Here is a 24942-nt window from a genome sequence, read left to right on the forward strand (position 1 = left end):
AGTCATCGAACCAACTGGTTAATTTCAATAATCGGCATCAGTACCGCAAGCACGATCAACAAGACAACGACACCCATTGCGAGGATCAGCGCAGGTTCCAGCAAACCGGCAATCGTCAGTGCACGACGCTCCAGGTCTTGTTCCTGCGCATTCGATGCACGCTCCAACATGGCAGGCAACTCTCCGGTGACTTCGCCAGCACGTATCATATGAATCAGCATAGGCGGAAAGTGCTTGTGCGCAGATAGTGCACGGGCGAGCCCCACACCTTCACGCACACTGGCAGTCGCTTCTTCAACCTGGGCTTGCATCGCAACGTTGGACAAAGTCTCACGACTGGTTTGTAAAGCCCGGAGTATCGGCACACCAGATCCGGTAGTGATCGCGAGGGTATTAGCAAAGCGTGCTGTGTTCAAGCTACGTTCAAACTTACCATAAAGCGGTGCGGTCAAAAGCCAAGTATGCCAGCGCATTTTAACCTCAGGATTTTTAAGCGCAGTACGCCAGGCCCAAAACGCCAGAGCGATGATTATCGCGACATAGATACCGTAATTACGCACAAAGTCAGAAATTGCCAGCATCATCACCGTCAGCAAAGGAAGCTTTTGCTTGGTATTCGCAAACACCGAAACAATCTGCGGCACGACATAAGTCAGCAAAAATATGACGATTAAAAAAGCGACGACCGTTACGATTGCCGGATAAGTAAACGCCAGTTTTACTTTCTGAACTAAGGAATTACGACGTTCGATATAGTCTGCCAGGCGCGACAAAACACGTGATAAATGACCAATCTGCTCACCCGACGCAACCAGAGCACAATAAATATCGGCAAAGTCATCGGGATGCTGCTTCAAGGCATCGGATAAAGCGGCTCCAGCCATGACCTCTGATCGGATAGAGCCGATTAAATCACGGATATAAGTGCGCTCAGCTTGTTCCAATAAAGCCGAAAACGATTGTTCCAGCGGAAGTCCGGCTTCCAGCAAACTGGCGAGCTGACGTGTGAACAAGGCTAGTTCAACATTGGACAAATGCTCACCGAACAAGCTGCGTCGTTTTTTACCTTCCGCATCTAATTGATTGGCAAGAGCTTCAACAGAAACAGGTAAAAATCCCTGGCTGCGTAAATCAGCACGTGCAGCGCGTGCGCTGTCGGCATTCACTACGCCTTTTTTGCTGGTGCCGTCCTGATCAACGGCTTCGTATCGGAATGCTGGCACGGTTGATTATTCTTTCGTCACACGCAGTAATTCTTCTGGCGTCGTAATGCCAGCACTTAACCAGCGCTCACCGTCTTCTCGCATCGTTCTCATGCCATCTTTCTGTGCAGCCGTACGTATTTCGGCCTCAGCCGCCTGATGATGGATTTGAGCGCGAATTTCTTCCGTCGTCAGCAGCAATTCGTAGACCCCTACCCGCCCCTGATAACCGGTATGTCCACAGTGCTCACAACCCTCGGCATGCCATACTTTGCCGTCAAACCGTTTGCAGTGAACGCATAATTTTCTCACCAGGCGCTGCGCAATGACACCGAGCAAAGACGAGGACAGCAGGAATGGTTCAATCCCCATATCCAGCAAACGCGTAACCGCAGCAGCAGAATCATTGGTGTGCAACGTAGCCAGCACGAGATGTCCGGTCAGCGACGCCTGAACAGCGATTTGTGCGGTTTCTAAATCACGGATCTCACCGATCATAATCACGTCAGGATCCTGACGTAAGATCGCACGCAAAGCTTTCGCAAACGTCATGTCAATTCGCGTATTTACTTGCGTCTGCCCCACACCGGCAAGCTCATATTCGATAGGATCTTCGACCGTCAGAATATTGGTAGTACCCGCATTAATGCGCGACAGAGCCGCATACAATGTTGTGGTTTTACCTGAACCGGTTGGCCCGGTTACCAGCACAATGCCATGTGGCTGAGCGATTAATTTATCAAATTGCGGCAACACATCGTCACTCATACCAAGCTTGCTTAAATCAAGCCGGCCAGCCTCTTTATCGAGCAAACGCAATACTGCACGTTCGCCATGCCCCGTCGGCAAAGTCGAAACACGGACATCAACAGGCTTACCACCGATACGCAAAGTAATCCGACCGTCTTGGGGCAAGCGTTTTTCCGCGATATCAAGCTGCGCCATGATTTTGATACGAGAAATCAATGATGCATGGATTCCTTTTTTCGGGCGAACGATATCGCGCAAAGATCCATCAATTCGAAAACGCACAACAGATATTTGTTCAAACGGCTCGATATGAATATCCGAAGCGCCTTCTCGCAAAGCCTGAGTCAACAAGGCATTGATCATACGAATAACTGGCGCGTCGTCTGCGGACTCCAACAAATCCTCGATCGCAGGCATGTCAGACATCAGTTTAGCCAAATCAAGATCAGATTCGACTTCACCGACCACGTCTGCAGCATCGCCGCCAGAGCCAGCATAGGCCTTGGCAATCAGCTCAAGCAAATCTTCTTGCGGCATGACCTGCAATGTAATCCGACCAAAGCGGCGCCCGACCTCAGCAATCGCAGCAGGCTTAGTCTGCGTCGACACAGCGAGCGCTACTGAAGAGGTTTCTTTGCTCAGATCACGACTTGCCAGCACAGAAAAATCACGAGCAAACGCGTAGGGCAATAAGCGGTTCTCTAGCATGCTCTTATTTACTCTCTTTACTGTCAGACTTGGACTTATCGACCGCTGTTGCTGCTGGCGCTTTAAATAGTTTACCCTTTTCGATTTCGGGTAACAAAGTCGCTGCGTCCGTTTCTTTAGTCGGCGCAATTTGTGCGCGCATATAGTCATAGCGGTCTAAGGACACGTTATTACTCTGCTCGGCATTACGAATCACGATAGGCCGGATAAAAATCATCAGACTTGTTTTGCCGCGTGTCTTGGTCTGATATTTAAACAAATTCCCCAGTACAGGAATTTCACTAAGCAAGGGCACGCCCTCGTTCGAATCGTCTGTCGTGTCTTTCATCAACCCACCAAGCGCAATAATCTGTCCGTCGTCAACCAGCACATTCGACTCAATCACACTCTTGTTCGTAATCAGACCTGAGGCATTCACGGTGGTCTTATCGACACTGGATACCTCTTGATAGATCGACATTTTGATCGTACCGCCATCAGATATCTGCGGCTTAACTTTCAGCGCCAAGCCCACGTCTTTACGCTCAACGGTAGTAAAGGGGTTGACGCCACTACTGCCTGTCGATGCGGTCGATGCATATTGTCCGGTAATAAACGGCACGTTTTGACCAACACTAATTTTTGCCTCTTCATTATCCAGCGTAATCAGAGTAGGAATCGACAAAACGTTGCCATTACCGTTGGATTGCAAGGCATGCGCCAAGGCGCCTAGACCCAGTTGACCATTCACCTGTTTAAACAGACCCAGAGTCAATCCTGCGCCCGGGAGCGTTGATCCGCTACCGGCAATCAGGGAGCCAATATTATTCGTGGTCGATGTCTGAAATGAAGTACCGCCGCCGACCCGATAATCGCTATTACTATTACCGGACAAACCTAACCATTGAATGCCAAATTCATTTTCTTTATTCGCCTTAATTTCGACAATCAGCGCCTCGACATAGACCTGCGCACGGCGCGCATCCAGCTGATCGATCACACCACGCAGATTACGATAAACCGTTTCGCTTGCTGTAATAATCAAAGTATTGGTAGCCGCATCGGCTTGAATAAATCCACCAGCACCACCAGCAGATAAACTTCCGCTTGAACTAGTACTGTTCGAACCAAAGCCTGTTGTAGCAGAACCAGTCGTCGCAGATGACGCCAGCCCGCCCGTAGAGCCCGTACCTGTTGCCGATGTGGATGGCGTATTAGCTGACAGATTGGATGTGGAACTGCTTGGCAAAGAGCTGTCTTGCGTCACGATAGAGCGCAATGTCTGCGCCAGCTTTACCGCTTCCGCATTTTTCAGGTACACGACATGGACATTACCCGGCAAGGTCGTTGGCTGATCGAGTTTGGCAATCAAAGATTTGAGCAAATTTCCGCGCGCACTGGAAGGCGCTTTGACCATGATCGAATTGGTACGCGGATCAGCGAGCAAGATGGCTTTTCCCGCATCTGCCGATGCACCGGACGTCTCAGTCAATTTTGCTACCATCGCCGCCAGATCACTGGCAATCGCGTGTTTGACCGGGATAACATCAACATCATTGGAGGCCGGTACATCAAGCGCATTGATAATTTTGGTCAGGCGCTTGATATTGTCAGCGTAATCGGTAATGACAACGGAGTTATTACCAGGGTTCGCATTGATTGTATTATTCGGCGAAATCAGAGGCCGCAATACCGTCACGATATTATTCGCCGATTCATAATTCAGGCGATAGATCTGCGTTGCGACCTGATCGCCTTTCAGTGCCTCAGCTTGAATAGGACCTGCCTGCAATTTAGCATCTGACTCCGGTACAACTTTTGAATAACCGTCGCCAGTCACTACTGAATATCCTTGCAAACGCAAGCTGGATGTCAGCAATTTAAACGCCTGATCCTTGGTTAAAGGTTTTTCTGAAACCAGATTAATCTGCCCTTTTACCCGCGGATCGATGATAAACGTCACACCGGTGTAATGCCCGATAGCTTTGACCACCGACTCAATATCAGCACCGACAAAATTGAGGGCCGCTGTATTTTGCCCCGGATCCTGCGCATACGCGGGAAACGAGCCAGAGCATAGAAAAGCCGCGCTCAACAAAGCGACCAAGGGGAGTCGGCGCACATTCACGCCATGTTGTACTGATACGTTCATCGCAGATCTTGCTTTCAATGGATTTTTTCTCATTTGAACTCTAACGCTATAACATCCTTATCGCCATCCCTACGGCGCTGCCCAAGCAAATTCAACAAATTTGCCAACCTGTCTTCCTGCCCTTTTTCTGCCATTGCTTTGCCAGAAAATTGAAATCGTCCATCACGCAAACCACCGGCACCACTAAGTAACAAAGGTCCTTTGTTGGTGTTCAACGCTAGATCAGCGGTCTGCCCTTTCCAGTCAAATGTCAGCAAATAACTGCCCAGAGGTTTAATCGCTGAGAGGCGTGATGACATTTCATTCATTTCAAGCCGCATCGCACCGATCACGTCGAGTTTCGCGCCCTGACGATTAAATTGCAAACTATTCCAGGACAACCTTAACTGTCCAGATGGACCAATCGTATTCAACGGTGCGCCTAAACCCTCCAGACGCTCCGGAGGTATCATTAAATCTGCACCGCTAACAGTCCACTGTGAGAAATTCCCCGACAGAGTAACAGGCTGAGAAAGCGATGCCGGATTTTCTACTGCAACATCGAGCTGCCCTAACAACAATAGCGGAGAAATACGCCAGCTAAATCTGCCAGACAACAAAGGCGTCAGCGGCGCATTGCCGCTCGGCGCACCACCAATGAATGCCGATCCTCGCCAAAAACTACCTTGCGCATCACCCAGGCTAACCCGTCCCATCGTTTGCTTTTCGACCAACAAAGCCATCCAGCTCGCAGGCAAAAACACCAATACCGTCAATACAATACTGAGAACAGCAGCGATAACCCAGATGATTTTTTTTATTTTCATCATTTCAGAGAGTATTTTTTTGCTGCTTCATCGTCAATGTCGCACTGACCTGGCCACTTTCAGCCAAGGTGGTCAATTTCGATTCTTCCACTGTCAGGCGGCTCGACTTCTGCATCTCGAGTAACCATTCCATCAGGGTCGGATACGCCACAGTCGATATCTGCAATCTGACCATATCATCAGATACCGAGAGATTCTGCGCTTTGACGCCACGACGAGACAGAGACAGCTCAACCGCTTCGCGTGAAATCGCATCGACGTTTTCTGCCATTGCGGCACCCAGCTGAGCACTTTGCCGGCTCAATACGTCCATCTCAGCCACCTGCTGTTTTAGCTGCGGAATCGCTTTTTGTAATTGTTTTTTCCCTGACCATGCAGGATCAATGCCGACAAAATACAGCAAGGCCGCAACAATACTGGCGACACCGAGTAAAAGCATGCGACGCTCACGCGTTTCTAACTGCTGCAAGTAAGACGTGATGGCATCCATTAAACTTAGCGCTTTCATTTAGCACTCCCTGAAACCGGCTTAATCTGCAAAATACCGTCCTTGAATGAGACCAGCATCAAGGCCTGTTCTTGCAATGCAGTTTTCAACTGATCTGGTGCATTAAAGGATTTTGTTTTCACAAATAAATTACGCTCCCTGTATTCCACACCCAGCACACTGGCTCCCGGCACACCAGGTGCCAGACGATCCCATACTTGCGCAAACTGAGCCGTCAGTACCACGAAATCATCGGGTGACGATTGTCCCGACATTTTTTTTGCAGCAGTGATTTTTTGTTGCATCTGTGCCAGAGGGTCGATGACAACCGACTCCTTAGGATAGGCAGAACGATAGACTTGTGTCATTGACGCAGTCAGTGACTGCGCTTCACGCTTCAAAGACCACCACTCAATATTTAAGCCGATCATATTAATGAACAAAGCTGCGACGCCCAAACCTAAGGGCCAGCGCCAGATGCGCCAGTCAACATAGGATTGATTGATTGAACTGATACCTGCCAGCAAATCTGGCGTGTGTGTGTCGAGTCCGGTAATACGATTTTTCCAGCTCAATGTCTGTAGTGTGATGCGCTGAGCCATCTCTACATTTTCTGCCAGCGCATGTTGAAACGGCGCTATCGCTTTTGCATCAAGATATACCGTTACATCCGACTCCGGCACAAACAAACTCAATGCCTGCAAACACTCCAATACACCAGCCGTCTGCTGCTGAGTATCGGTCGACATCGCTTGATCCAAGCCCAAACCGAGTCCGATAAACGAACCGTCAAAACGACGTGCTGCAAACTCGATGATGGAATTTTCCTGATCCAGCAAAACGCTGGTCGCGCCAGCGCGATACTCCATAGCCATCTGGGATGGATACGCCACTACTTTTTTGGCACCCGATATCAATACAGTACGATAGACCGTTTCCATCCAGGTTTTATCCACGACGGCGACCGTACACAACCCATCAACAACGCTGACCGGTTGCAAGATCACCTCGGATGCTTCAGTAGAAAGCTGATCCTCGAGCAGATTCGGCAGAGACATTCGTAATTTTGATGCGGCCATCGGCGGTACTTTCGCCTGCAACAAGCTCACATCACTTGCCGCCAGCAAGACCACGACCTGACGCGCTTGCATCAAAGCCGGTTTTAACTGAGTGAGTGTCTGACAACCTTGTTGCTCTATTGTTCCGTTGGCAGACACTGCGGCAAATGGTCGCGCCAAATTAGCCCAGTCTGCACTCGCCTGAGCAGTGACTTTTGAAGGTAACAATATGTACAGTGTACTTGCCATAATCTATTTTCTATTCACGCAACAGCATCCGCGCATCATGATGGTCAAACTACCAAAACTACTACCGTTTTCTTTATAACTCTCGTATCCAGATAATTTTCGTTACGGCGTCGTTACGCTCAATCAGAGAATTGAAATTCAAGAAAGATCTACCCAGGCGAATTTTTCCTGACACGATAAAAAATTCCGTAAATACGGAAACCTCGCCTTCTGCGAGATTTGCAAGTTTATCCGGAAATCTTTGTTTAAAATCCGGCAAATCCAAAAATTCAGCTCTGTCCCGGCTAGCGACGATTGCGGCCGCATCTGACATCGACAATGTTGCGATGTATGCGGACAGTACTTCAGCAGAAGCCGTATTGACATTCAATGCCGTAGTGCGTGGCAAAACCACGACAAAGTCTCGCAACTTCGTCAGCATGTCAGCATTAAATCCTGCGACAGACAACAAATCATCGATTTGCGTGAAGCGCAGGAATTGTACTGCAGGAACACTGTCTGACGATGTCTGAGATGGATTGCTTGCTGTACCTGTTGTCACCGTGGGATTAGAGGCAGCTCCGGTAGTCGTAGCGGGGTTACTAGTCGCTGTTGTTTTTTTTGTTTGGGACGAAGCAATTGCTTCGGCCGCGGCAGCCGCCAAAGAAGTATCCAGGCGAAGATTTCCTAACAGGCGTTGAAACGCGATGATCGCCTTAGGATTCATCACACCGTCTGTCGCCAGATTGTTTAGATTAAATCGTGATTGTGCATCGCTGATTTGTCCGGACAAGCTTGCTTCACTGCTCTCGGAATCAGCCCGGCCGTTCTCCACATATTCATCGAGACGAGTTTCTGCCAGATTCGTTGCCCATGCTTCTTTCAAGTGATCGACTTTGCGACCACGTCCATCTTCCCGCAAGATGAGGCGTGCCCAATCCAGCGCACCACGCAGCACCCATTTTTTTTGCAACTGAAGACGTTGATTCTCAATCGAGCGAACCTGCACCTGCTGCTGCCAGAACAGACTGGCGACTATGGTAATTGCCAGGGTAGTCAGTAATAGGGCCGTGACGACTGCAACGCCTGCCTGCTGGCGACGGGGAGTTTTCATGCGGCTCCCAGCAAAAATACTTTTAACATGGTGTGTTCTCTGCCCCGCAATTGCAAAGACATTTCCAATCCGCTTTTCAGGGGAACAGGTTTAGCGGCACTACCACTGCTGTTCGTCGGATTTTGAGCGCTATCAATATCCGTACCGGCAACACGCCAAGCTTTCTCATCGTTATTCCAGGTACGCATAGCAATTGATGCCACATTGTTTTGCAGTACCACGACAGGCATTGCGTCTGTCTCATTTAAAGCGCCTTGCCAATCCGCATCAAGCTGCCTTAAGTCACGGGTCGCAGTCGATTCGCGCCGGGTCAGTACGCCGTCAAGCAAGCGATAAGCGACCACCTGCAAACGTAAGGGCTGGTTGTCGTCAAAAACCGTACGAATCAAAAATAAACTTCGCTGGGATGCCCGCAGACTCTCGCGTGTCGCTAACAAATCTACACCAGCCAGGTGCGCGCAGTCATTTTCGAGTTGCGCAAAGCTAATCTGCGTACCGCGCGATTGCTCTAATTCATTGGTGAGTCCGATTCGTGCTCTGACGATACTATCCAGCCCACGCCAACCGAGCACGGCGACGATCGCCAAAATCGTGATTGCGACTAATAGCTCGATTAAAGTAAAGCCGGGTTGTTTTTTTTCAGGACGCATTGGGTACCACTTGAGTCAGCTTGACGATACGGCGCTCTGCGTGTGCCGCATCGAATACATACACTTCCACTCTGCGAATCAGAGGGTTAAGTGTACCTAGTACATGTTCTTCACAAACCAGATTCAATTCACCCTGAGGACAAGGGAATGAGCGTTCGCCCAAAGCAGGCCATTCGTTGCTGAGACGAATCTGCGCTAGTCGATTTTCGGCGGACCAGTTTGCCATCATTGATGCACGCAAATCGTTACTGTTCTGTGTCAGGCTTCCAATCGCCCGCAGGCTTGCGCCAAGCGCGGTGCCGACGATGACTAGCGCGACCAGCACCTCCAGCAAAGTAAATCCAGACAGGTAACGAGAGGGTGTTCTTTTAAGAAGAGAATGGGGCTTCATCTTATTCCACTACAAAATGGCCAATGCCATCTGCCCTGATCAGTACCTGATCTTCGCCTGAGCTCATACTCAAGACGAAGGGTTTGTCGATTGGCTCTCGCCCAAAGATAATACGTAAATTGGCATTATCTATATTTGTTGCAGGGCTGATCGTAAGACGCACCGGACTCATCACGAATTCGCGTTCGCGCAGCATATCTACGTCACGAAGTACTTCCCAGATTAATTCGTTACGAACCAGAAAATGATATTGGTTTTGATCCGCCTCAAAAGCAATGGGTCGGTTACGCACAATCGCTTCTTCGCGCGCCAGCTGGAGCAACACCGCAATTCTTTGCGCATCCGTTTGCAGACGCTGATGACTGCTTTGCATAGCGTTAAACGACACAGCGCCGAGCATTATGCCGGCGATGACCAATACCACTAGTAACTCAAGCAGGGTAAAGCCCGCCTGATTACGCAATCTGAAACACGGGGAAACTTGCACTACGATCCTTATTGATCCCAGGAACCGATGTCAGCATCGTTACCGGTGCCACCGAGCTGGCCATCAGCACCCAATGAAAAGATATCGACCTCGCCTTTAATGCCTGGCGACAGATATTGGTAAGGATTGCCCCATGGATCTTTTGGCAATTTGTCGATGTAGCCGCCCGTTTTCCAGCCATTTGCGGCGGGTCCGGCAGTCGGCTTGATGATAAGCGCTTGCAGCCCCTGCTCTGTGGTCGGATAACGCTGGTTATCGAGACGATACAGCTTGAGTGCCTGCATCAGGGTAGAAATATCTTGTTTTGCAGCGACGATGCGTGCGTCGTCGGTACGTCCCATTAATTTAGGTACAACCAGTGCAGCCAGAATCCCCATGATCACCACAACAACCATGATTTCAATCAAGGTGAAGCCACGCGAAACAATGGATCGAGATGATTTAATACGGCGAATTGAATTATTTTGTTGAAAAGTTTGATCGCTCATAGGGATAAAAAGTAATACATGTAATCTGCAAAGACAAATTTGCCCGGCAAAACATAGATTCATCAAATTCAGAAACCTGCCGTGACCAGAACATCATCAAAGCAAACATCTCCAAAACTCATTATGCGTCACGAAACTGGCAAAGCCTGTCTCTGTTGCACTTATTTACGCTAATTTACGGCACATCATTATTGCGCATAAAAAGTATCGCATAGTACGCGAAGTATATTTCAAAAAAATAACAGTCTAGTTATTAGTCTCTAAATAGTCTCTGAATAGTTTATGAATAATACTTCGCGCAACTATACCCTCCAATTGCAATTCGGCCTATTACGGTGTGTTATTGCGATCTTATTGCGGCCTGTAAGTGACTTTTAAGGTGTATGTCGCAGCAGAATACCCATTTAACAGAACGTAGGCATCACCGTTTGCCGTTAAATTGATGCTGCAACTTTCGGTCGATGTTGATCCGTCTGACTTGCAATCATAGGTCGTCGTCGTTGGTGCCGATGTTTTGCGCACATACAGATCCGCATCTCCGGTTCCGCTCAACGCTGCAGCAAAACTACCTCCGGCACCGACTTTAAATGGACCGTAACTGGCTTTTTGTCCCTTCGTCAAACTGCCGGTAAAAGTCTCTACCTTATCTACAGGTCCGGGCGTCGCAGCACCATCACTACCCAACTCAACAGCAAATGATAAAGCTAGGCGTGCGAACTTCAGCGAGTGATTCGCCTGCCCACCACTATTGGCGTAGGTATCGTTTTCCGTATGAATATATGGATTATCCTGGGTAAATGCAGTTTCAAAAGGCATGGAAGTTGCATAACCCTGGGCATACCAGGACGCATGATCCGAACAGCCATAACCGCACTTATCATAGCCAATGCTTAAACTTGGCTGATACGTTGAGATCAGATTGGCGACAAACTGGTTCTGGGCGCTATTCGTGTAATCGGTATAAAGATAAATATCTTTATCCGAGCCTTTGTAGTTAGTCATATCAAGCTGCATCATGCCAATCACGTTGGTATTCGCCGCCTTAAAGCTCTTGGCAATCTCCTGGGAACCCCGCAAACCCACTTCTTCTGCGGAATAGCCCATGATTTTAATGGTCCTGCGCGGTTTATAGCCGTTAGCGACCAATACGCGTATGACCTCCGTCAGGCTGGCGATACCCGAGGCGTCATCGTCGGCACCCGGGGCCTTGGTCGTTTCCGTTGTGCCTTTGGTATTAATGGAATCCAGATGTGCGCCAAGAACAATCACCTCGGCAGCATTTTCAGTGCCTTTGATGGTGAGGATAACGGACTTCTGACTCCAGCTTGCATGAGTGAATTGTTCTACGGTGATATCACTGCGGGTCGACGTCATCTGCGCCCATTTTTGCTTTAACCAGTTAGTGGCATTGACACCATTGGTGGTCGTGTAATAACGATTGGCATAGCCGGACATATCAATAATTGTCTGACCGATGTTACTTGCCTGCATCTGCGACAACATCGGTGTCACAACTGTCTGATTATCGATCACATACGATGGCGCCAGACTTGCCGCAATTGCATTCAGGCTAGCAGGCGTGCTTAATGCAACTCGCCCTGCACTCTCATTCGGATGAAACATAAATCCACCGCAACGCTTTAGCTCCTGGTGTATTGCTGCCGACAATCCGGCGAGCTGCTGCTCATCAACCTCAACTAAGTGGACCTTCTCCTGGATCATGGAACCAGTGAGCCCCTGAAAACCGGGATTGGCGACAACGATCTGACTATCTTTCGCAATTGTCTGTGGCGCGAGTTTTTGTAACTGATGAAACGCTGTATCACCCAGGGTGATCCATACTTTATTTCCCGCGACGGCCTCAGCGCTTATACCGATCAACAACAGACTGGCTAACATTCCAGAAAACAGTCCAGATACGATTTTCTTTTGCATGACAATACCCCTTCGAATGCACAATTCTGGCACTCTTCAAAAATACTGATTGAAAAAAAATCCCGCTCCGGACGGAGCGGGATTGAGAGTATCTACTCAATAACAACTAAAGAGTATTACTGATAAGTTGCGACCAGAGTAGTGCCGCTTACTGCAGCATAAGCGCTGACCAGAACATAGTAAGTTGCTGTTTTTGGTGCAGCAATTGTTACTGTCTCAGCATTTGTGGAGCCTTCAGACTTACCATCGTAAGAGGTCGTCGTCGGTGCTGCACTTGCTTTGACATACAGATCACCGTCACCTGTACCACCAGCCAGTTTGACGCTCAGATTTTTTGCACCTGCTGGAACAACGATGGAGTACAGCTTAGTCGCACCTTTAGCCAGTGTGATGCCAGTGACTGTCACGCCTTTAGTCAACGGTGTTGCTGTTGGTGTGGTCGTAGCGCAGCTTACGCCAACTGAACTGAATGCAGAAGTAACATCAGCAACTGTGTAACCACGGTTGCCTGCTGCTTTTTCTACGCCGCAGGCACCTTGATTAAACGTGCTGCTCGCAGTCCAGTACAAACGGTTTGCGTCAGCCATAACTTCAAATGCTTTGCGTGTGTTCCAGCCAGTTTTAGTCGCCAGCAAATAGAATGCTTTATTGTACACACCACTTGAATAATGCACATCGAGGCTGCTGGTGTAGTTCGCTGCATTATCGATAGAACCGCCATCCAGCGGTGGGTTGTACATATAACGCAAGGCGCCACTGGCTTTGAAAATGTCGACACCGACTTTGAAGTCATTAGTGCCTTTGACATAGTACTTGACTGCCTCACCTGCCATATCCGAGAACGCTTCGTTCATACCACCGGACATACCGGAGTATGTCAGATTCGAGTTCTGTTCTGTGAAGCCGTGGCTAATTTCATGACCTGTCACATCCAACGCTGTCAATGGGTAGAAAGTAGAGGCACCGTCACCAAAATTCATTGCTGTACCATCCCAGAATGCATTTTCGTAGGCAGAGCCGTAATGCACGCGCATCATCAATTTTTGACTGATCGGACGTACACCCAGATAAGTCTGGTACATGTTGAAAACTTGATTGCCGAAGTAATGCGCGTCATTCATCGGAGAGTAAGCACCGTTCACTGTTTTGACAGTGTTGCGCGGGCAAGTAAAACTGTGCAACGTACCGGAACCGGAGGTGGCGTTATTCATGTTGTAGGTATCAACATTCGTGCTGCTCAGTTTACAAGTCGAACCGCTGACTAACACGTCTAAATAACCGTAACCAGCAGTAGTGCCGTATTCGTATTGACCTGTTTTAGCGTTACCGCCAGGACCCGTGCCAGTAGTAGCATGGGTAATACCTTCCCATTTTTGCAGAACCGCACCAGTATTTGCATCAATGATGAAATGCGGACGGCTTGGCTTGCCTGGATTGGACGTATCCAAGAAAGAAATGACGTAAATCAGCTTCGCAACATTATTCGCGCCGAGCTGGATATGTAATTTGGACTGGTCGTTTTCAGTAGAGTTAACACGTGCTTGAGTCTTCGCCAATGTCAATGCCTGAGAAGCTGAATACAATGGCTTAGCAGTTGGCAAATCGTTACCAAGATTGCTCAACATTGCACCTGCCAGCGCTGGCTGAGCCGCACCTGGCACTACGTGCTCAACAACACCCTCACCCCAGACAGGCACGCCTTGGTGAAACTGCTGGTAGCGTGTTACCACTTTACCGTTAGCATAAGTCTGGCTACGAACAGCCTGTAGTTCGCTAGCAGTTAAGCCCAACAAATCATTCAGTCTTGCTGTTGAGCCACCAGCTAATGTTTTCGCCGCTGCTGAAGTCGCTGCTGGCGCAACAAAATTTTCCAAGTCAACACGATCTGCTGCCATCGCATTGCAAGCACCCGCTACCATCACTGCCAGTAGGGTTGGACGTAATACTTGTGTTAATTTCAAAGCTCGTTCCATTTTCTCTCCATTTTCAAATTGCCGTAGGGATTGTGTCCCCTATGAGTATTAGCCAACGCGGTAGGCGTTGAATTTATGTCAATCTAAAAAAACAAGTAGACCAGAGTAAAGGCTTTTGATCTGTATCCCAGCAAAAACGCTGAAACTTCTTGCTGAAAGACTACAAAAAAATTGCAGACATTCAACAGGCTATTGCCCAAATAGCTAGTGTAGAGTTAATCAGACATCAAAAGACTTGCAAATAAGCTCGTTGTTTTTCCGCAATGTGAAAAATGATGCAAATATTTCTTTACAAGAGAAAATTTTGGAAAAGACCTTAACATATCAAATAAAGTTAAAAAATTGCCGATTTGAAAATATAAAAGAATGTAATTCCCATTATTTAAGTAAACATTGTTTTTACATTTATAGACGAACTATTTTTATTGAATTTGATCCGAAGCAATAATGACGACCATACCAGTTGACCAAATTCAAGATTAAAATAATTCAAATAGCTGCTTAATTCAGGTAGTTTCCAAACGCAAAGGCAGACTTCTCATTCGCTGCCCGGTTAGCAAAAACACGGCATTAGCAACCGCCGGGGCAATTGGCGGCGTCCCTGGCTCACCGATGCCCTCCGGAGGTTCAGCACTTGCGATGATGACCGTTTGAATTTCAGGTGCTTCATTCATTCTGAGAACTGGATAGTCATGGAAATTCGTCTGCTCAACCTGGCCGTTTTTAATGGTGACCTCCCCATTCAAGGCAGCACTGAGACCAAAAATGATCGCAGACTCAATTTGCTGCGTAATGATATTGGGATTAACTGCAATTCCACAGTCCACGGCACACGTCACTTTATGGACCTGGATCTGCTTGTCTTTAACCGAGACCTCTGCCACCTGCGCCACGATAGAGCCGAACGATTGATGTAGCGCAATGCCATGCGCGCGGCCCTCCGGTACCGGCCCAGCCTTATTCACTGCGGCATCCAGTACGGTCAAAAAGCGCGGATGCTGTTTCAATAATTCACGTCGAAAATTGACCGGATCCTTACCAGCCGCATGCGCGAGTTCATCAATAAAGCTTTCTTTGAAAAACGCATTATGTGAATGCCCGACAGAGCGCCAATATCCTAAAGGGACAACCGTTGGCACAATGACGTGGGCAATTTTTTGGTTGGCAAATTCGTAGGGCATATCAAACTCACCCTCTGCTGTCGTCTTATCTGGTCCGGCACCGGGCACACCAAATGTGCGCTTCAGCACCTGATGCGTCACGGATCCAGAAGCCGACTTATTACCATAAGCAGTCACAACACCATTCGCATCAACCAGCGCATTAAACCTTGCTAAAGCCGCCGGCCGGTACATATCATGCGTCATATCCTCTTCTCGGCTCCAGATCAACTGCACTGGCAAGCCTTTAGTCTGCAACGCCACTGTCACCGCCTGCACCACCATATCGACCTCCAGGCGGCGACCAAAACCACCGCCGAGATACGTCATATGCAATTCAACCTTATCCGACGATATATTGGCAATTTTGGCTGCGACATCGACGGCAATACTGGGAACTTGTGTTGACACCCAGAGATCAAGCTTGCCGTCTTTAAATTGAGCAGTGCAATTAATCGGCTCCATCGTGGCATGCGCTAAAAATGGCGCCTTGTATTCTGCCTTGATGGTCTTGGCCGTAGAGGATAAAGAACTTACATCCCCTTGCTGGTAGTAAGTAAAACCAGATTCAGTGTCAAGTTGACGCCCTAGCTCTTTAAAAATATCTGCCGTGGACAAATTCGCAGCAGGACCAGAATTCCAATCTACAGACAGTGCCAGCAATGCTTTTCTTGCAGTCCAATAATTTTTGGCTACTACGACAACACCGGCCACCAGATTTGCAGAATTCGTCGCTTGCAAATCAATCACCTGAACTGGATCACCAGCAGATTTGTTCTCGCTCTCATTGATTTTTTTTACACTACCGCCGATGACCGGACTCATTTTGATCGCAGCATAAAGCAATCCCGGTGGACGAACATCGATGCCAAAAACTGCGCTGCCATTCGTTTTAGCCCCGGAATCAGTACGTAATTGCGGTGTGCCGATGAGGGTAAATACTTTGGGATCTTTTAAACGGACGTCATCAGGTGTTATCAATACCGCCCTGGCAGCCAGCTCACCATAACCAGTGCTCTTACCTGAGGAATGAATAACTTTTCCGTCACTCGTCTTACATTGGTCTGCTGGCACGTTCCACTCTTTTGCGGCGGCGGCAATCAGCATTGCCCGGGCAGTCGCCCCCGCTTCACGCATAGGTAGCCACGAATCTTTGACGCTAGAGGATCCGCCAGTAACCTGCAAACCAAGCTCACGGGCAAATTTTGCCGTCATCCAGCATGCGGTTCTTTTGACGGTGCCGGCATTATCTGGATGAAAAGGCAGTCCATCGGCAAGCATGGCAACATTGCCATAAATTTTATCGATAGGGGCATGAACAGGTCTGACCATATGCATGGGAACATCAAGTTCCTCAGCAATCAACATCTGTAATGCGGTATGTATGCCCTGCCCCATTTCGCTTTTATGCATGGCCACCGTGACCACGCCGTCTCTCGCAATTTTGATCCACCCGTTTAAACTGACTTCATCATTCACCACTGGTAAAGAGCTGACGCCGTGCAATCGCTGCCTAGGCGGAGTGAAGCCCCAGCCGACAACCAGCGCTCCGGCAACACCTAATCCACCTAAAATAAAACGCCGGCGCGACTTCTTTTGGGGTTCTGTCTTTAGCTTTGCTTCTGCCATAACAATGTCTCCGTTATTGTGATTTTGATTGATGTTTATGGTTTTGCGTAGTTGAGCAATTTGATCAATCAGGTATTCCTTCGGGGATAGCCCTCAGCCAGAATTCTTTGCCATACGACTTCCTTCTGATCCTGGTTCATGAACACCCATTCAGCGACCTCCGCTACCGTCCTGCCACATCCCCGGCAGACATCGTCAAAAGTCGTGGAACACACAGCAACACATGGCGTATCAGGCCGTTCTTTTTTTTCAATCGTCATGGGAAATTCTTACCTGTCTAAAAATAATACGAGCGTGCTGGAAACGCCAGACTACCCCAATAGTACCGCGATTTCTATAATTCGCTTGAATGGCTATGGCAATTCACATACGATGCTTCACAGACATATTTCACAGACATATTTCACAGACATATTTCACAGACATATGTCAAAGACACATCAATGACCTCAAAGCGAACAAAATATGACGCAAGATTTTTTCCAATCCTTCATTCTGCTCATCCTGGTCACCGACCCGTTTGGTAACGTACCTATTTTTGTTGCCGCACTTTCTCATGTTGCCCCCGAGCGCCGCTGGCGTGTCGTGGTACGTGAATGTGCGATAGCCTTTGCGCTGTTGCTGTTATTCATGTTTTTTGGCCGACATTTCCTGACGGCAATGCAACTATCGGATGTGTCGTTACGCATCGGTGGCGGCGTGATTCTGTTCCTGATTGCGCTTCGTATGGTATTTCCGCAAGAGGGTGGGATTTTTGGTGATGTAGAAGACGATCACGAACCGTTCATTGTACCTCTGGCCATCCCGGCACTTGCAGGACCATCAGCATTGGCTACCGTACTGCTGTTTTCGTCAAGCAGCAGACTGGATGTCGCTGTTCATGTCGCGGCACTGACATCGGTCGCGGTGGTGTGGCTAGTGGTGTTATTAAGTGCTGAACGCATGCAGCGTGTACTGGGCAAACGTGTCATGACAGCGTTTGAACGACTGATGGGATTAATCCTGACGGCAGCCTCGGTAGAAATGCTGCTCGCAGGCATCCGGGATTATTTAAAAACTTTATCCTGAGCTAATCAATCGGTACTCCTAAGAAGCTACTTAGGCACTCTTTAGATATTTTTTAAACTGTATCAATACATCAATTCGCAGCTGTGACCACTAACGTCTGCGATATGCGGCCACTCACATCTTGCGCAAATAATTTGCTGTTAAAAGTGAAGTAACCGAGTAAAAATAATACGAGCGCAATGGCGAATTGTTTAAAGAACTGACGGTTCATAAGTGGGCTCTGCTTTCTTATACTTCTTCTAGATTGCCACCTGCTTTGCGCAGGCAACAACGACATCAATGAGTGAAATAGCGTCAGACAATATTGTCGCGCTCAAACTGCGCTATCTCAGATTCAGAATAACCTAGCTGCTGTAACACCTCGCGATTATGCTGCCCCAGCTTCGGCCCCAACCAGTTGGTATGACCAGGTGTTTCAGATAATTTCGGCGAGATTGCTGGCAATTTCACAGGTGTTCCATCGGCAAATACATGCTGTTCAAACATATTCCGTGCAAGGAATTGAGGATCACTCATCATGTCCCGAACCGAATAAATTTTACCCACCGGCACATCGGCTGCTTGCAATAGCTGCAACGCGCTATCTATCGTTTGCTGCTGACACCAGTCACTGATTGCCGTATCAATCTCAACCGTGCGCGGAACGCGTCCATCATTGCGTGCAAGACCGGGATCGTTCGCCATATCTTCACGGCCAATCGCCATCATCAAGCGTTTAAAAATCGCGTCGCCATTGCCTGCAATTACGATATTCTCGCCGTCACCTGTCGTGTAGGTATTCGATGGCACGATCCCTGGCAAAGCACCGCCAGTCCGCTCACGCACAATGCCTGCATGATCAAACTCGGGCACGAGCGACTCCATCAGATTAAATACCGATTCATACAGCGCCACATCGACCATCTGTCCTTGTCCGGCAACGCAATCTGCCCCCTGCAGACCGTTCCAGCGCCCACCTGTTGCATCGCGGTGACGCAGCGCCATCATCGCACCAATCACGCCGTGCAGAGCAGCGACTGAGTCGCCAATCGATATGCCGACACGCACTGGCGGACGATCGGGATGTCCAGAGACATAGCGTAAACCGCCCATGGATTCGCCAATCGCGCCAAAACCGGGCAAGTCCTTCAGCGGCCCTGTCTGTCCATAACCGGACAGACGTACCATGATCGTTGCGGGATTAATTTCCTTCAAACTGTCGTAGTCGAGCTGCCACTTCTCAAGCACACCGGGACGATAATTCTCGATAATAATATCGGCATCTAATGCCAGACGCCGGGCAATCGCTTGTGCCTGAGTCTGTTTCAGATTGAGAGTCAGACTCTTTTTATTACGCGCCTGGACACTCCACCATAATGAAGTGCCGTCTTTCAAAACACGCCATTGACGGATAGGATCGCCTCCGTCGGGTGATTCTATCTTGATGACTTCTGCGCCGAACTCTGCCAGCATACGCGCGCAAAACGGCCCGGCAATCAAGGTGCCCAATTCCAGCACTTTGATTCCAGCTAAAGGGCCGGACAAATTTTTTTGAGCTTGTTCAGTCATCGTTTCAGCATTAATTTATGTGCTGCGGCGATCCAACATGGCGCGGGCAATAGTGCCTGCATCAACGTATTCAAGCTCCCCGCCCACGGGCACACCACGCGCCAGACGGCTCGCTTTGAGGCCCCGTGCTTTCAGCGTTTCACTGATGTAGTGAGCAGTAGCCTCACCTTCATTCGTAAAATTCGTCGCCAGCACTACCTCAGTCACCAGCCCGTCCGTAGCACGAACGATCAGTTTCTCCAGGTGTATATCTTTTGGGCCTATCCCGTCCAGAGGAGATAATCGTCCCATCAGCACAAAGTACAGACCTTTATACGTCATCGTCTGCTCGATCATCATTTGGTCCGATGGCGTCTCGACGACACAGAGCATCGATACATCACGTTCAGGATCCAGACAGGTTTCGCAGACATCACTTTCGGTAAAGGTATTGCACATCGCGCAGTGATGGATTTTCTCAACAGCCTGCATCAATGCTCGCCCTAGCTGCGCAGCACCATCGCGATCATGCTGCAACAGATGATAAGCCATGCGCTGCGCAGATTTTGGACCGACGCCGGGCAAACGGCGCAGGGCTTCCGCGAGAATTTCAAGACTGGTTTGGGATTTCACGTAGTGGATGGTCGAGTGGATGGTCGTTGTGAGTTAGAAGCGATGGGACATGCTGAATAGTAAATCGGACTGAGGATGTGTCTCTTGCCAGTCAGGCTTTATTCTGATTCATCTACCTAATGAGTCGTCAACCTGATAATTCATCTGCATGCTCATAGTTTCATCAGATTTTTCAGACTTTTTTGAATTCCTGTATCCATCTAAACAAGCACACAGAAAGCAAACTTTATGCGTGCTCGTTATTTCAACAGAACTTAGAATGGCATTTTAAAACCAGGTGGCATTGGCATACCTGCCGTCAATGCAGACATTTTTTCTGATGAAGTCGCTTCTGCTTTACGCACTGCATCATTAAATGCTGCTGCGACGAGATCTTCCAGCATATCTTTATCATCCCCCAACAAAGACGGATCAATGGTGACGCGTTTCACATCGTTTTTGCAAGTCATCACTACTTTGACCAGACCAGCACCAGACTGACCTTCTACCTCAACCAAGGCCAATTGATCCTGGGCTTTTTTCATATTGTCTTGCATTGCCTGCGCTTGTTTCATCAGGCCAGCGAGTTGGTTCTTCATCATGGTACTTCTCCTAAAACAAATTCAAAAAAATAGTGGCAATCTCTGCCCGGTACAGCAATCTGGGGTTGTTGGGTTGGGGAATTTCGTGTCCTGGGGATCTATCAACAATTCACTTAAATTGGTTTGATACTACCCGTCACAATTGTCGCGCCGAATTCTCGCATTAAACTCTGTATGAAGGAATCACTTTGTATCGAGTTCTCTGCCTGTTGCTGGCGCTCCGCACGCTCAGCAACTGCCTGTGCATTCGCTGTCTGCTCGACTGCACCAATCTTAGTCTCGACCTTGACGGATTTTGAAAAACGTTCCGCCAATGCCATTTCTAATTTTTCTACGCTGCCGGACGACAATAAGGTTTGCAAAGGCACGCGCAATTGGAACAAAAAGGTATTACCGTTGATCTGGCATTGAATCAATTCACTTTGCTGCGCCAGTTGCTGTGCTACACCGCGCATAGGCAAACTCGCCGCCAGATTAGGCCAGTGTCCATCCCAGTTTAATTCAGGAATAGGTACCAGCGCGGCTGGTCGCACAATGTCCTCAGCCGGTTCGCCTACAACAACTTGCGCAAAATCGGGCGTCACAGATGCGTCGCTCACTAAGTCGGTCAACGCTTCAGCAGATACGACTTCCGCTTGCTGCCGACTAGCCAGGTTCGCTCGTTGCTGCATCACAGGAGCATTTGTAGCGACGCTCGCCACTCCGACTACATCAAACTCATCGTCAAACGCGCCGGTATGAAAATGTGGTGGCGGTTCATTCGACGTTGCGGAATAGCTTGCCTCCATTAAATCCTCATCCCAGGGTGGCGGCATACCATCGGGGGCGTAGGATGTGTTGGAAGAACTTGCTGATTTTACCTGAGCCACTGGTGCCGTCGGCTGAGGTGTGACAACTCTTGCGGATATAGGTGCGGGAGCTAGTACCGGAGCTTGTATCTGCGCAGGCGCAGGCTGTGCTGCCGCGACAGGCGCAGCGGCAGGTTGCGACGCTAGCGCCTTTGCAGCTGCGGCCCGACTTCCAGCAGTCGATTTATTCAAACCAGCAGCGGCCAGTGCAGCGGCCCTCGCCGACATTGCAGCAGATACTGGCTGGCTAACAACACTACTGACTACCGGCTCAGGAACAACAGCGGTAACAACAGAAGATGGAGTAGATGCCGGTGCACTTGCTACTGTGCTGACTGGGGCAACAGGTGCTGGAGCAACCTGCATTTCAGGAGCCAAAGGAGCAAACGCATCTGCTATCGCAGCAGCGGGTGCAGCCATGACGGGAGCAACTGGAGCAAGCGACGCCATCGTCGGTATTTGATTTGGTATTTGATGCAAAACCTGACCTGGCACTGGCGTTGCGTTTTGACCTGATGCCTGCGCCGGCGCAGACACTAGTGGCACTGTCGTAGCAGGACTAGGACGTTGCGGCGCGCGACCTGACGGCGCAACTCCACCAGAACCGCCACCAGCGCCTCCTACGGCGCTATCAGACGGACGGAAAGCTAGCAAGCGCAATAAGGTCATGCTAAAACCGGCGTACTCATCCGGTGCCAAAGCCAGCTCATTACGACCGTGCACAACGATCTGGTAAAACAACTGAATTTCTTCCTTGCCAAAAAGATTTGCCAGTCGTAGTACTTCTTCACGTTCAGGGGCATCGTCTGCAACCGCATCCGGCACCATTTGAGCAATCGCAATCTGGTGCAGCAAGCTACCCAAGTCTTGTAGCGCTGCCTTGTAGGACAAACTACGGGCGGCCATCTCATCGGCGACGTCCAGCAGGGCCTTGCCATCTTTGACCGCCAATGCATCAAGCAAACGGATCAAATACGATTGATCCAGCGCACCTAGCATGCCCTGCACGGCTTCCAAAGTGACCTTACCTGCGGCATAAGCAATCGACTGATCGGTCAGTGACAAAGCATCGCGCATAGAGCCATGAGCACCTTGCGCCAGCAAACGCAGCGCGGGCACTTCAAACTCGATTTGTTCTTGTCCGAGAATATTTTCCAGATGCGAGACGATATGTCCCGACGGCATCTGCTTCAGGTTGAATTGCAGGCAGCGGGATAAAACCGTCACAGGAATTTTTTGCGGATCGGTCGTCGCCAGAATGAACTTCACATGCTCAGGCGGTTCTTCCAGAGTCTTCAACATCGAGTTAAAGGCATGGTTGGTCAGCATGTGCACCTCATCGATCATATAGACCTTGAAGCGCGCATTCGACGGCGCATACACCGCTTGCTCCAGCAACGACGCCATCTCATCGACACCACGGTTGGATGCCGCATCCATCTCGATGTAGTCGACAAAACGACCCGCATCAATCGCCGTACAAGCCTCGCACACACCGCAAGGATGGGCAGTAATGCCACCGTTGCCGTCGACACCCTGACAATTGAAAGATTTAGCGAGAATACGCGAGAGCGTTGTTTTACCGACTCCGCGAGTCCCCGTAAACAGGTAAGCATGGTGCAGCCGTTGCTGCTCCAGCGCATGAGATAAGGCACGGACCACGTGCTCCTGCCCCACTAGCGTTTCAAAGCTTTTGGGACGATATTTTCGGGCGAGAACTTGATATGACATGGTGAGATTTTACCTTATTCCGCTAACGCATCCTGTTTTGATTTTGTCACTTCTTCAAGACTGGCGAAGAATCTGGTCTGGATTATAAGTGCTGGATTGAAATATCGTGAATAAGTCAGTAGAACAGCGTGCTCATCAAACAAAAATCAGAAGCTTTTGATAATGCAGGAAGTAATGGAGATTGCTTTTTAACAAATGACATCACTGCGTTTAGTCGCAGTGCTTGCTCGTGGCGTTTGTTCGTAGCGTTTATTCATATTGGTTATGCGTGACGATTATTTAACCTCGTGTTTTTGGTCCCTTAACCGCAATTCTTCGCGTAATGCCGCAACCTCATGCCGCAAGGAGCGGATATCAGCATGAAGCTCACGTTCAAACTTCGCCTCCTCCTCACCAACAAACAACGCAGCAATACTTGCCGTCACAATCGAGAACATGGCATAGCCCAGTAAAACGATGAACACCGCAAATATTTTGGATGCCCAGGTAGACGGCACAATATCACCGTAACCGACCGTCGCAATCGTACTGAATGCCAACCAGACACCATCGGCATAAGTCCACACACTCGGCTCCAGCCAATAAAAACCGGCACCGGCACTGGTCAACATGAGTGCTGCCAGAACAATCATCTGCACCAGGTGGCTTGGTCGCATACGCTGCAATACCAGAGTTGCAATCCGCAAGACGATGGCAGCGCACAAGCCCAGCCGCAAAAACCACTCCAGGACATTCCAGTTATCACCAAATGAAAACGCACTGACAGCGCAACCGACAATAATTAACGCATCCAGCAACATCTTACCGCTGCGAGTGGATCGCCCCTGGTATTTATGCCATTGAAAATACGTGTCGACACCCATGATCAGCGCAACAGCCCCATACAAAGCATGACCGATAAAACGAGATTGATCGTTCCCGTCAATCAGCAAAAGATAAAACGCAGGAATCGACAGCAGCAAGGAAGTCAGCAACAGCGGACGTGACAGCCAGCTCAAAAACTGCTGACTGATTAATGGAAAACCTGCGCCGCTGGAGCCAGTTTTTTTATTCATTTTTCTCACAAAGCCCCCTGTCACTAGTATTACTCAGTATTTTTACCGTTCTTCCACACACCTTAGTTAGTCAAGCAATTATGCTGGATGCGGGAAAACCGGAGCGAAAAAGCGTCTTGATCTAACGCAAATTACTCCGCAATTGTATGAATGCGACTCCGCATCGATTCTTCTTGAATTATGTTCATGTAACAAAAAAGTGCCTGTCGTATTCAATACGACAGGCACTTTATGACCTCATTGCCACCAAATCCACGAACACGACAAGACCATGGCGACGACCCTACATTTCAAACTGATTC

At 49.0% G+C, this 24942-nt stretch carries 21 protein-coding genes; 1 reads left to right on the forward strand and 20 read right to left on the reverse strand.

Annotated elements, in window-relative coordinates:
- Nucleotides 1-2: 2 nt before the first annotated feature.
- From gspF to ACO0LE_RS00870, 15 genes are all read right to left on the reverse strand, one after another.
- Nucleotides 3-1223 carry a type II secretion system inner membrane protein GspF gene (gspF, locus tag ACO0LE_RS00800; protein ID WP_422958519.1) on the reverse strand — a complete coding sequence of 407 codons (1221 nt, stop codon included), beginning with the start codon at nt 1221-1223 and terminating at the stop codon, nt 3-5.
- Between the two features lie 6 nt (nt 1224-1229).
- Entirely contained in the window at nt 1230-2660 is a 1431-nt protein-coding gene (gspE, locus tag ACO0LE_RS00805; RefSeq protein ID WP_422958520.1) for a type II secretion system ATPase GspE, read from the reverse strand.
- Between the two features lie 4 nt (nt 2661-2664).
- Nucleotides 2665-4791 (reverse strand): type II secretion system secretin GspD, encoded by a 2127-nt coding sequence (gene gspD / locus ACO0LE_RS00810; protein WP_422958521.1) that lies wholly within the window; start codon nt 4789-4791, stop codon nt 2665-2667.
- Nucleotides 4792-4820: 29 nt separating this feature from the next.
- Nucleotides 4821-5600: a type II secretion system protein N gene (locus ACO0LE_RS00815; protein ID WP_422958522.1), complete on the reverse strand. Its 780-nt coding sequence runs from the start codon at nt 5598-5600 to the stop codon at nt 4821-4823.
- A 1-nt stretch (nt 5601) separates the two neighbouring features.
- The gene (gene gspM, locus ACO0LE_RS00820; RefSeq protein WP_422958523.1) at nt 5602-6105 is read right to left on the reverse strand and encodes a type II secretion system protein GspM; all 504 of its coding nucleotides are present in this window, start codon (nt 6103-6105) and stop codon (nt 5602-5604) included.
- Nucleotides 6102-7391, reverse strand: coding sequence for a type II secretion system protein GspL (gene gspL / locus ACO0LE_RS00825; RefSeq protein WP_422958524.1), 1290 nt, complete (start codon nt 7389-7391; stop codon nt 6102-6104). The genes gspM and gspL overlap by 4 nt, the downstream gene beginning before the upstream one ends.
- A gap of 73 nt (nt 7392-7464) precedes the next feature.
- Nucleotides 7465-8484, reverse strand: coding sequence for a type II secretion system minor pseudopilin GspK (gspK, locus tag ACO0LE_RS00830; protein WP_422958525.1), 1020 nt, complete (start codon nt 8482-8484; stop codon nt 7465-7467).
- On the reverse strand, nt 8481-9134 hold the full coding sequence (locus ACO0LE_RS00835) for a PulJ/GspJ family protein (RefSeq protein WP_422958526.1): 654 nt from the start codon (nt 9132-9134) through the stop codon (nt 8481-8483). Before ACO0LE_RS00835 ends, gspK begins: the two co-directional genes overlap by 4 nt.
- Nucleotides 9124-9525: a type II secretion system minor pseudopilin GspI gene (gspI, locus tag ACO0LE_RS00840; RefSeq protein ID WP_422958527.1), complete on the reverse strand. Its 402-nt coding sequence runs from the start codon at nt 9523-9525 to the stop codon at nt 9124-9126. The genes ACO0LE_RS00835 and gspI overlap by 11 nt, the downstream gene beginning before the upstream one ends.
- Before the next feature lies 1 nt (nt 9526).
- Nucleotides 9527-10012, reverse strand: a complete 486-nt coding sequence (locus ACO0LE_RS00845) for a GspH/FimT family pseudopilin (protein ID WP_422958528.1) — start codon at nt 10010-10012, stop codon at nt 9527-9529.
- A gap of 8 nt (nt 10013-10020) precedes the next feature.
- Nucleotides 10021-10500, reverse strand: a complete 480-nt coding sequence (gene gspG / locus ACO0LE_RS00850; protein ID WP_422958529.1) for a type II secretion system major pseudopilin GspG — start codon at nt 10498-10500, stop codon at nt 10021-10023.
- A gap of 351 nt (nt 10501-10851) precedes the next feature.
- Entirely contained in the window at nt 10852-12435 is a 1584-nt protein-coding gene (locus tag ACO0LE_RS00855; RefSeq protein ID WP_422958530.1) for a M20/M25/M40 family metallo-hydrolase, read from the reverse strand.
- A 116-nt stretch (nt 12436-12551) separates the two neighbouring features.
- The gene (locus ACO0LE_RS00860) at nt 12552-14408 is read right to left on the reverse strand and encodes a M4 family metallopeptidase (RefSeq protein ID WP_422958531.1); all 1857 of its coding nucleotides are present in this window, start codon (nt 14406-14408) and stop codon (nt 12552-12554) included.
- Nucleotides 14409-14914: 506 nt separating this feature from the next.
- Nucleotides 14915-17197: a molybdopterin cofactor-binding domain-containing protein gene (locus ACO0LE_RS00865; RefSeq protein ID WP_422958532.1), complete on the reverse strand. Its 2283-nt coding sequence runs from the start codon at nt 17195-17197 to the stop codon at nt 14915-14917.
- A 68-nt stretch (nt 17198-17265) separates the two neighbouring features.
- Nucleotides 17266-17457 carry a DUF1289 domain-containing protein gene (locus ACO0LE_RS00870; protein ID WP_422956569.1) on the reverse strand — a complete coding sequence of 64 codons (192 nt, stop codon included), beginning with the start codon at nt 17455-17457 and terminating at the stop codon, nt 17266-17268.
- Nucleotides 17458-17662: 205 nt separating this feature from the next.
- Here ACO0LE_RS00870 and ACO0LE_RS00875 point away from each other — a divergent pair, with 205 nt between their 5' ends.
- Nucleotides 17663-18265 (forward strand): MarC family protein, encoded by a 603-nt coding sequence (locus ACO0LE_RS00875; RefSeq protein WP_422958533.1) that lies wholly within the window; start codon nt 17663-17665, stop codon nt 18263-18265.
- A gap of 294 nt (nt 18266-18559) precedes the next feature.
- On the opposite strand, the gene ACO0LE_RS00880 is transcribed toward ACO0LE_RS00875, so the two are convergent.
- From ACO0LE_RS00880 to ACO0LE_RS00900, 5 genes are all read right to left on the reverse strand, one after another.
- Complete coding sequence (locus tag ACO0LE_RS00880) at nt 18560-19813, reverse strand: CaiB/BaiF CoA transferase family protein (RefSeq protein ID WP_422958534.1); 1254 nt, start codon at nt 19811-19813, stop codon at nt 18560-18562.
- A gap of 15 nt (nt 19814-19828) precedes the next feature.
- Nucleotides 19829-20425 (reverse strand): recombination mediator RecR, encoded by a 597-nt coding sequence (gene recR / locus ACO0LE_RS00885; RefSeq protein WP_422956565.1) that lies wholly within the window; start codon nt 20423-20425, stop codon nt 19829-19831.
- A 254-nt stretch (nt 20426-20679) separates the two neighbouring features.
- Entirely contained in the window at nt 20680-21006 is a 327-nt protein-coding gene (locus ACO0LE_RS00890; RefSeq protein WP_422956564.1) for a YbaB/EbfC family nucleoid-associated protein, read from the reverse strand.
- 113 nt (nt 21007-21119) lie between these two features.
- Complete coding sequence (dnaX, locus tag ACO0LE_RS00895) at nt 21120-23585, reverse strand: DNA polymerase III subunit gamma/tau (protein WP_422958535.1); 2466 nt, start codon at nt 23583-23585, stop codon at nt 21120-21122.
- A gap of 275 nt (nt 23586-23860) precedes the next feature.
- Nucleotides 23861-24640 carry a potassium channel family protein gene (locus ACO0LE_RS00900; protein ID WP_422958536.1) on the reverse strand — a complete coding sequence of 260 codons (780 nt, stop codon included), beginning with the start codon at nt 24638-24640 and terminating at the stop codon, nt 23861-23863.
- Nucleotides 24641-24942: the final 302 nt, after the last annotated feature.

Source organism: Undibacterium sp. Xuan67W, from assembly GCF_049340165.1.
Lineage (GTDB): Bacteria > Pseudomonadota > Gammaproteobacteria > Burkholderiales > Burkholderiaceae_D > Undibacterium.

What these genes read in the sequence shown, in the direction of transcription:
- gspE (WP_422958520.1), bottom strand. Translation starts at nt 2,660, where the DNA reads ATGCTAGAGAACCGCTTATTGCCCTACGCGTTTGCTCGTGATTTTTCT.
- gspD (WP_422958521.1), bottom strand. Translation starts at nt 4,791, where the DNA reads ATGAACGTATCAGTACAACATGGCGTGAATGTGCGCCGACTCCCCTTG.
- ACO0LE_RS00815 (WP_422958522.1), bottom strand. Translation starts at nt 5,600, where the DNA reads ATGATGAAAATAAAAAAAATCATCTGGGTTATCGCTGCTGTTCTCAGT.
- gspM (WP_422958523.1), bottom strand. Translation starts at nt 6,105, where the DNA reads ATGAAAGCGCTAAGTTTAATGGATGCCATCACGTCTTACTTGCAGCAG.
- gspL (WP_422958524.1), bottom strand. Translation starts at nt 7,391, where the DNA reads ATGGCAAGTACACTGTACATATTGTTACCTTCAAAAGTCACTGCTCAG.
- gspK (WP_422958525.1), bottom strand. Translation starts at nt 8,484, where the DNA reads ATGAAAACTCCCCGTCGCCAGCAGGCAGGCGTTGCAGTCGTCACGGCC.
- ACO0LE_RS00835 (WP_422958526.1), bottom strand. Translation starts at nt 9,134, where the DNA reads ATGCGTCCTGAAAAAAAACAACCCGGCTTTACTTTAATCGAGCTATTA.
- gspI (WP_422958527.1), bottom strand. Translation starts at nt 9,525, where the DNA reads ATGAAGCCCCATTCTCTTCTTAAAAGAACACCCTCTCGTTACCTGTCT.
- gspG (WP_422958529.1), bottom strand. Translation starts at nt 10,500, where the DNA reads ATGAGCGATCAAACTTTTCAACAAAATAATTCAATTCGCCGTATTAAA.
- ACO0LE_RS00855 (WP_422958530.1), bottom strand. Translation starts at nt 12,435, where the DNA reads ATGCAAAAGAAAATCGTATCTGGACTGTTTTCTGGAATGTTAGCCAGT.
- ACO0LE_RS00860 (WP_422958531.1), bottom strand. Translation starts at nt 14,408, where the DNA reads ATGGAACGAGCTTTGAAATTAACACAAGTATTACGTCCAACCCTACTG.
- ACO0LE_RS00865 (WP_422958532.1), bottom strand. Translation starts at nt 17,197, where the DNA reads ATGGCAGAAGCAAAGCTAAAGACAGAACCCCAAAAGAAGTCGCGCCGG.
- ACO0LE_RS00870 (WP_422956569.1), bottom strand. Translation starts at nt 17,457, where the DNA reads ATGACGATTGAAAAAAAAGAACGGCCTGATACGCCATGTGTTGCTGTG.
- ACO0LE_RS00875 (WP_422958533.1), top strand. Translation starts at nt 17,663, where the DNA reads ATGACGCAAGATTTTTTCCAATCCTTCATTCTGCTCATCCTGGTCACC.
- ACO0LE_RS00880 (WP_422958534.1), bottom strand. Translation starts at nt 19,813, where the DNA reads ATGACTGAACAAGCTCAAAAAAATTTGTCCGGCCCTTTAGCTGGAATC.
- ACO0LE_RS00890 (WP_422956564.1), bottom strand. Translation starts at nt 21,006, where the DNA reads ATGATGAAGAACCAACTCGCTGGCCTGATGAAACAAGCGCAGGCAATG.
- dnaX (WP_422958535.1), bottom strand. Translation starts at nt 23,585, where the DNA reads ATGTCATATCAAGTTCTCGCCCGAAAATATCGTCCCAAAAGCTTTGAA.
- ACO0LE_RS00900 (WP_422958536.1), bottom strand. Translation starts at nt 24,640, where the DNA reads ATGAATAAAAAAACTGGCTCCAGCGGCGCAGGTTTTCCATTAATCAGT.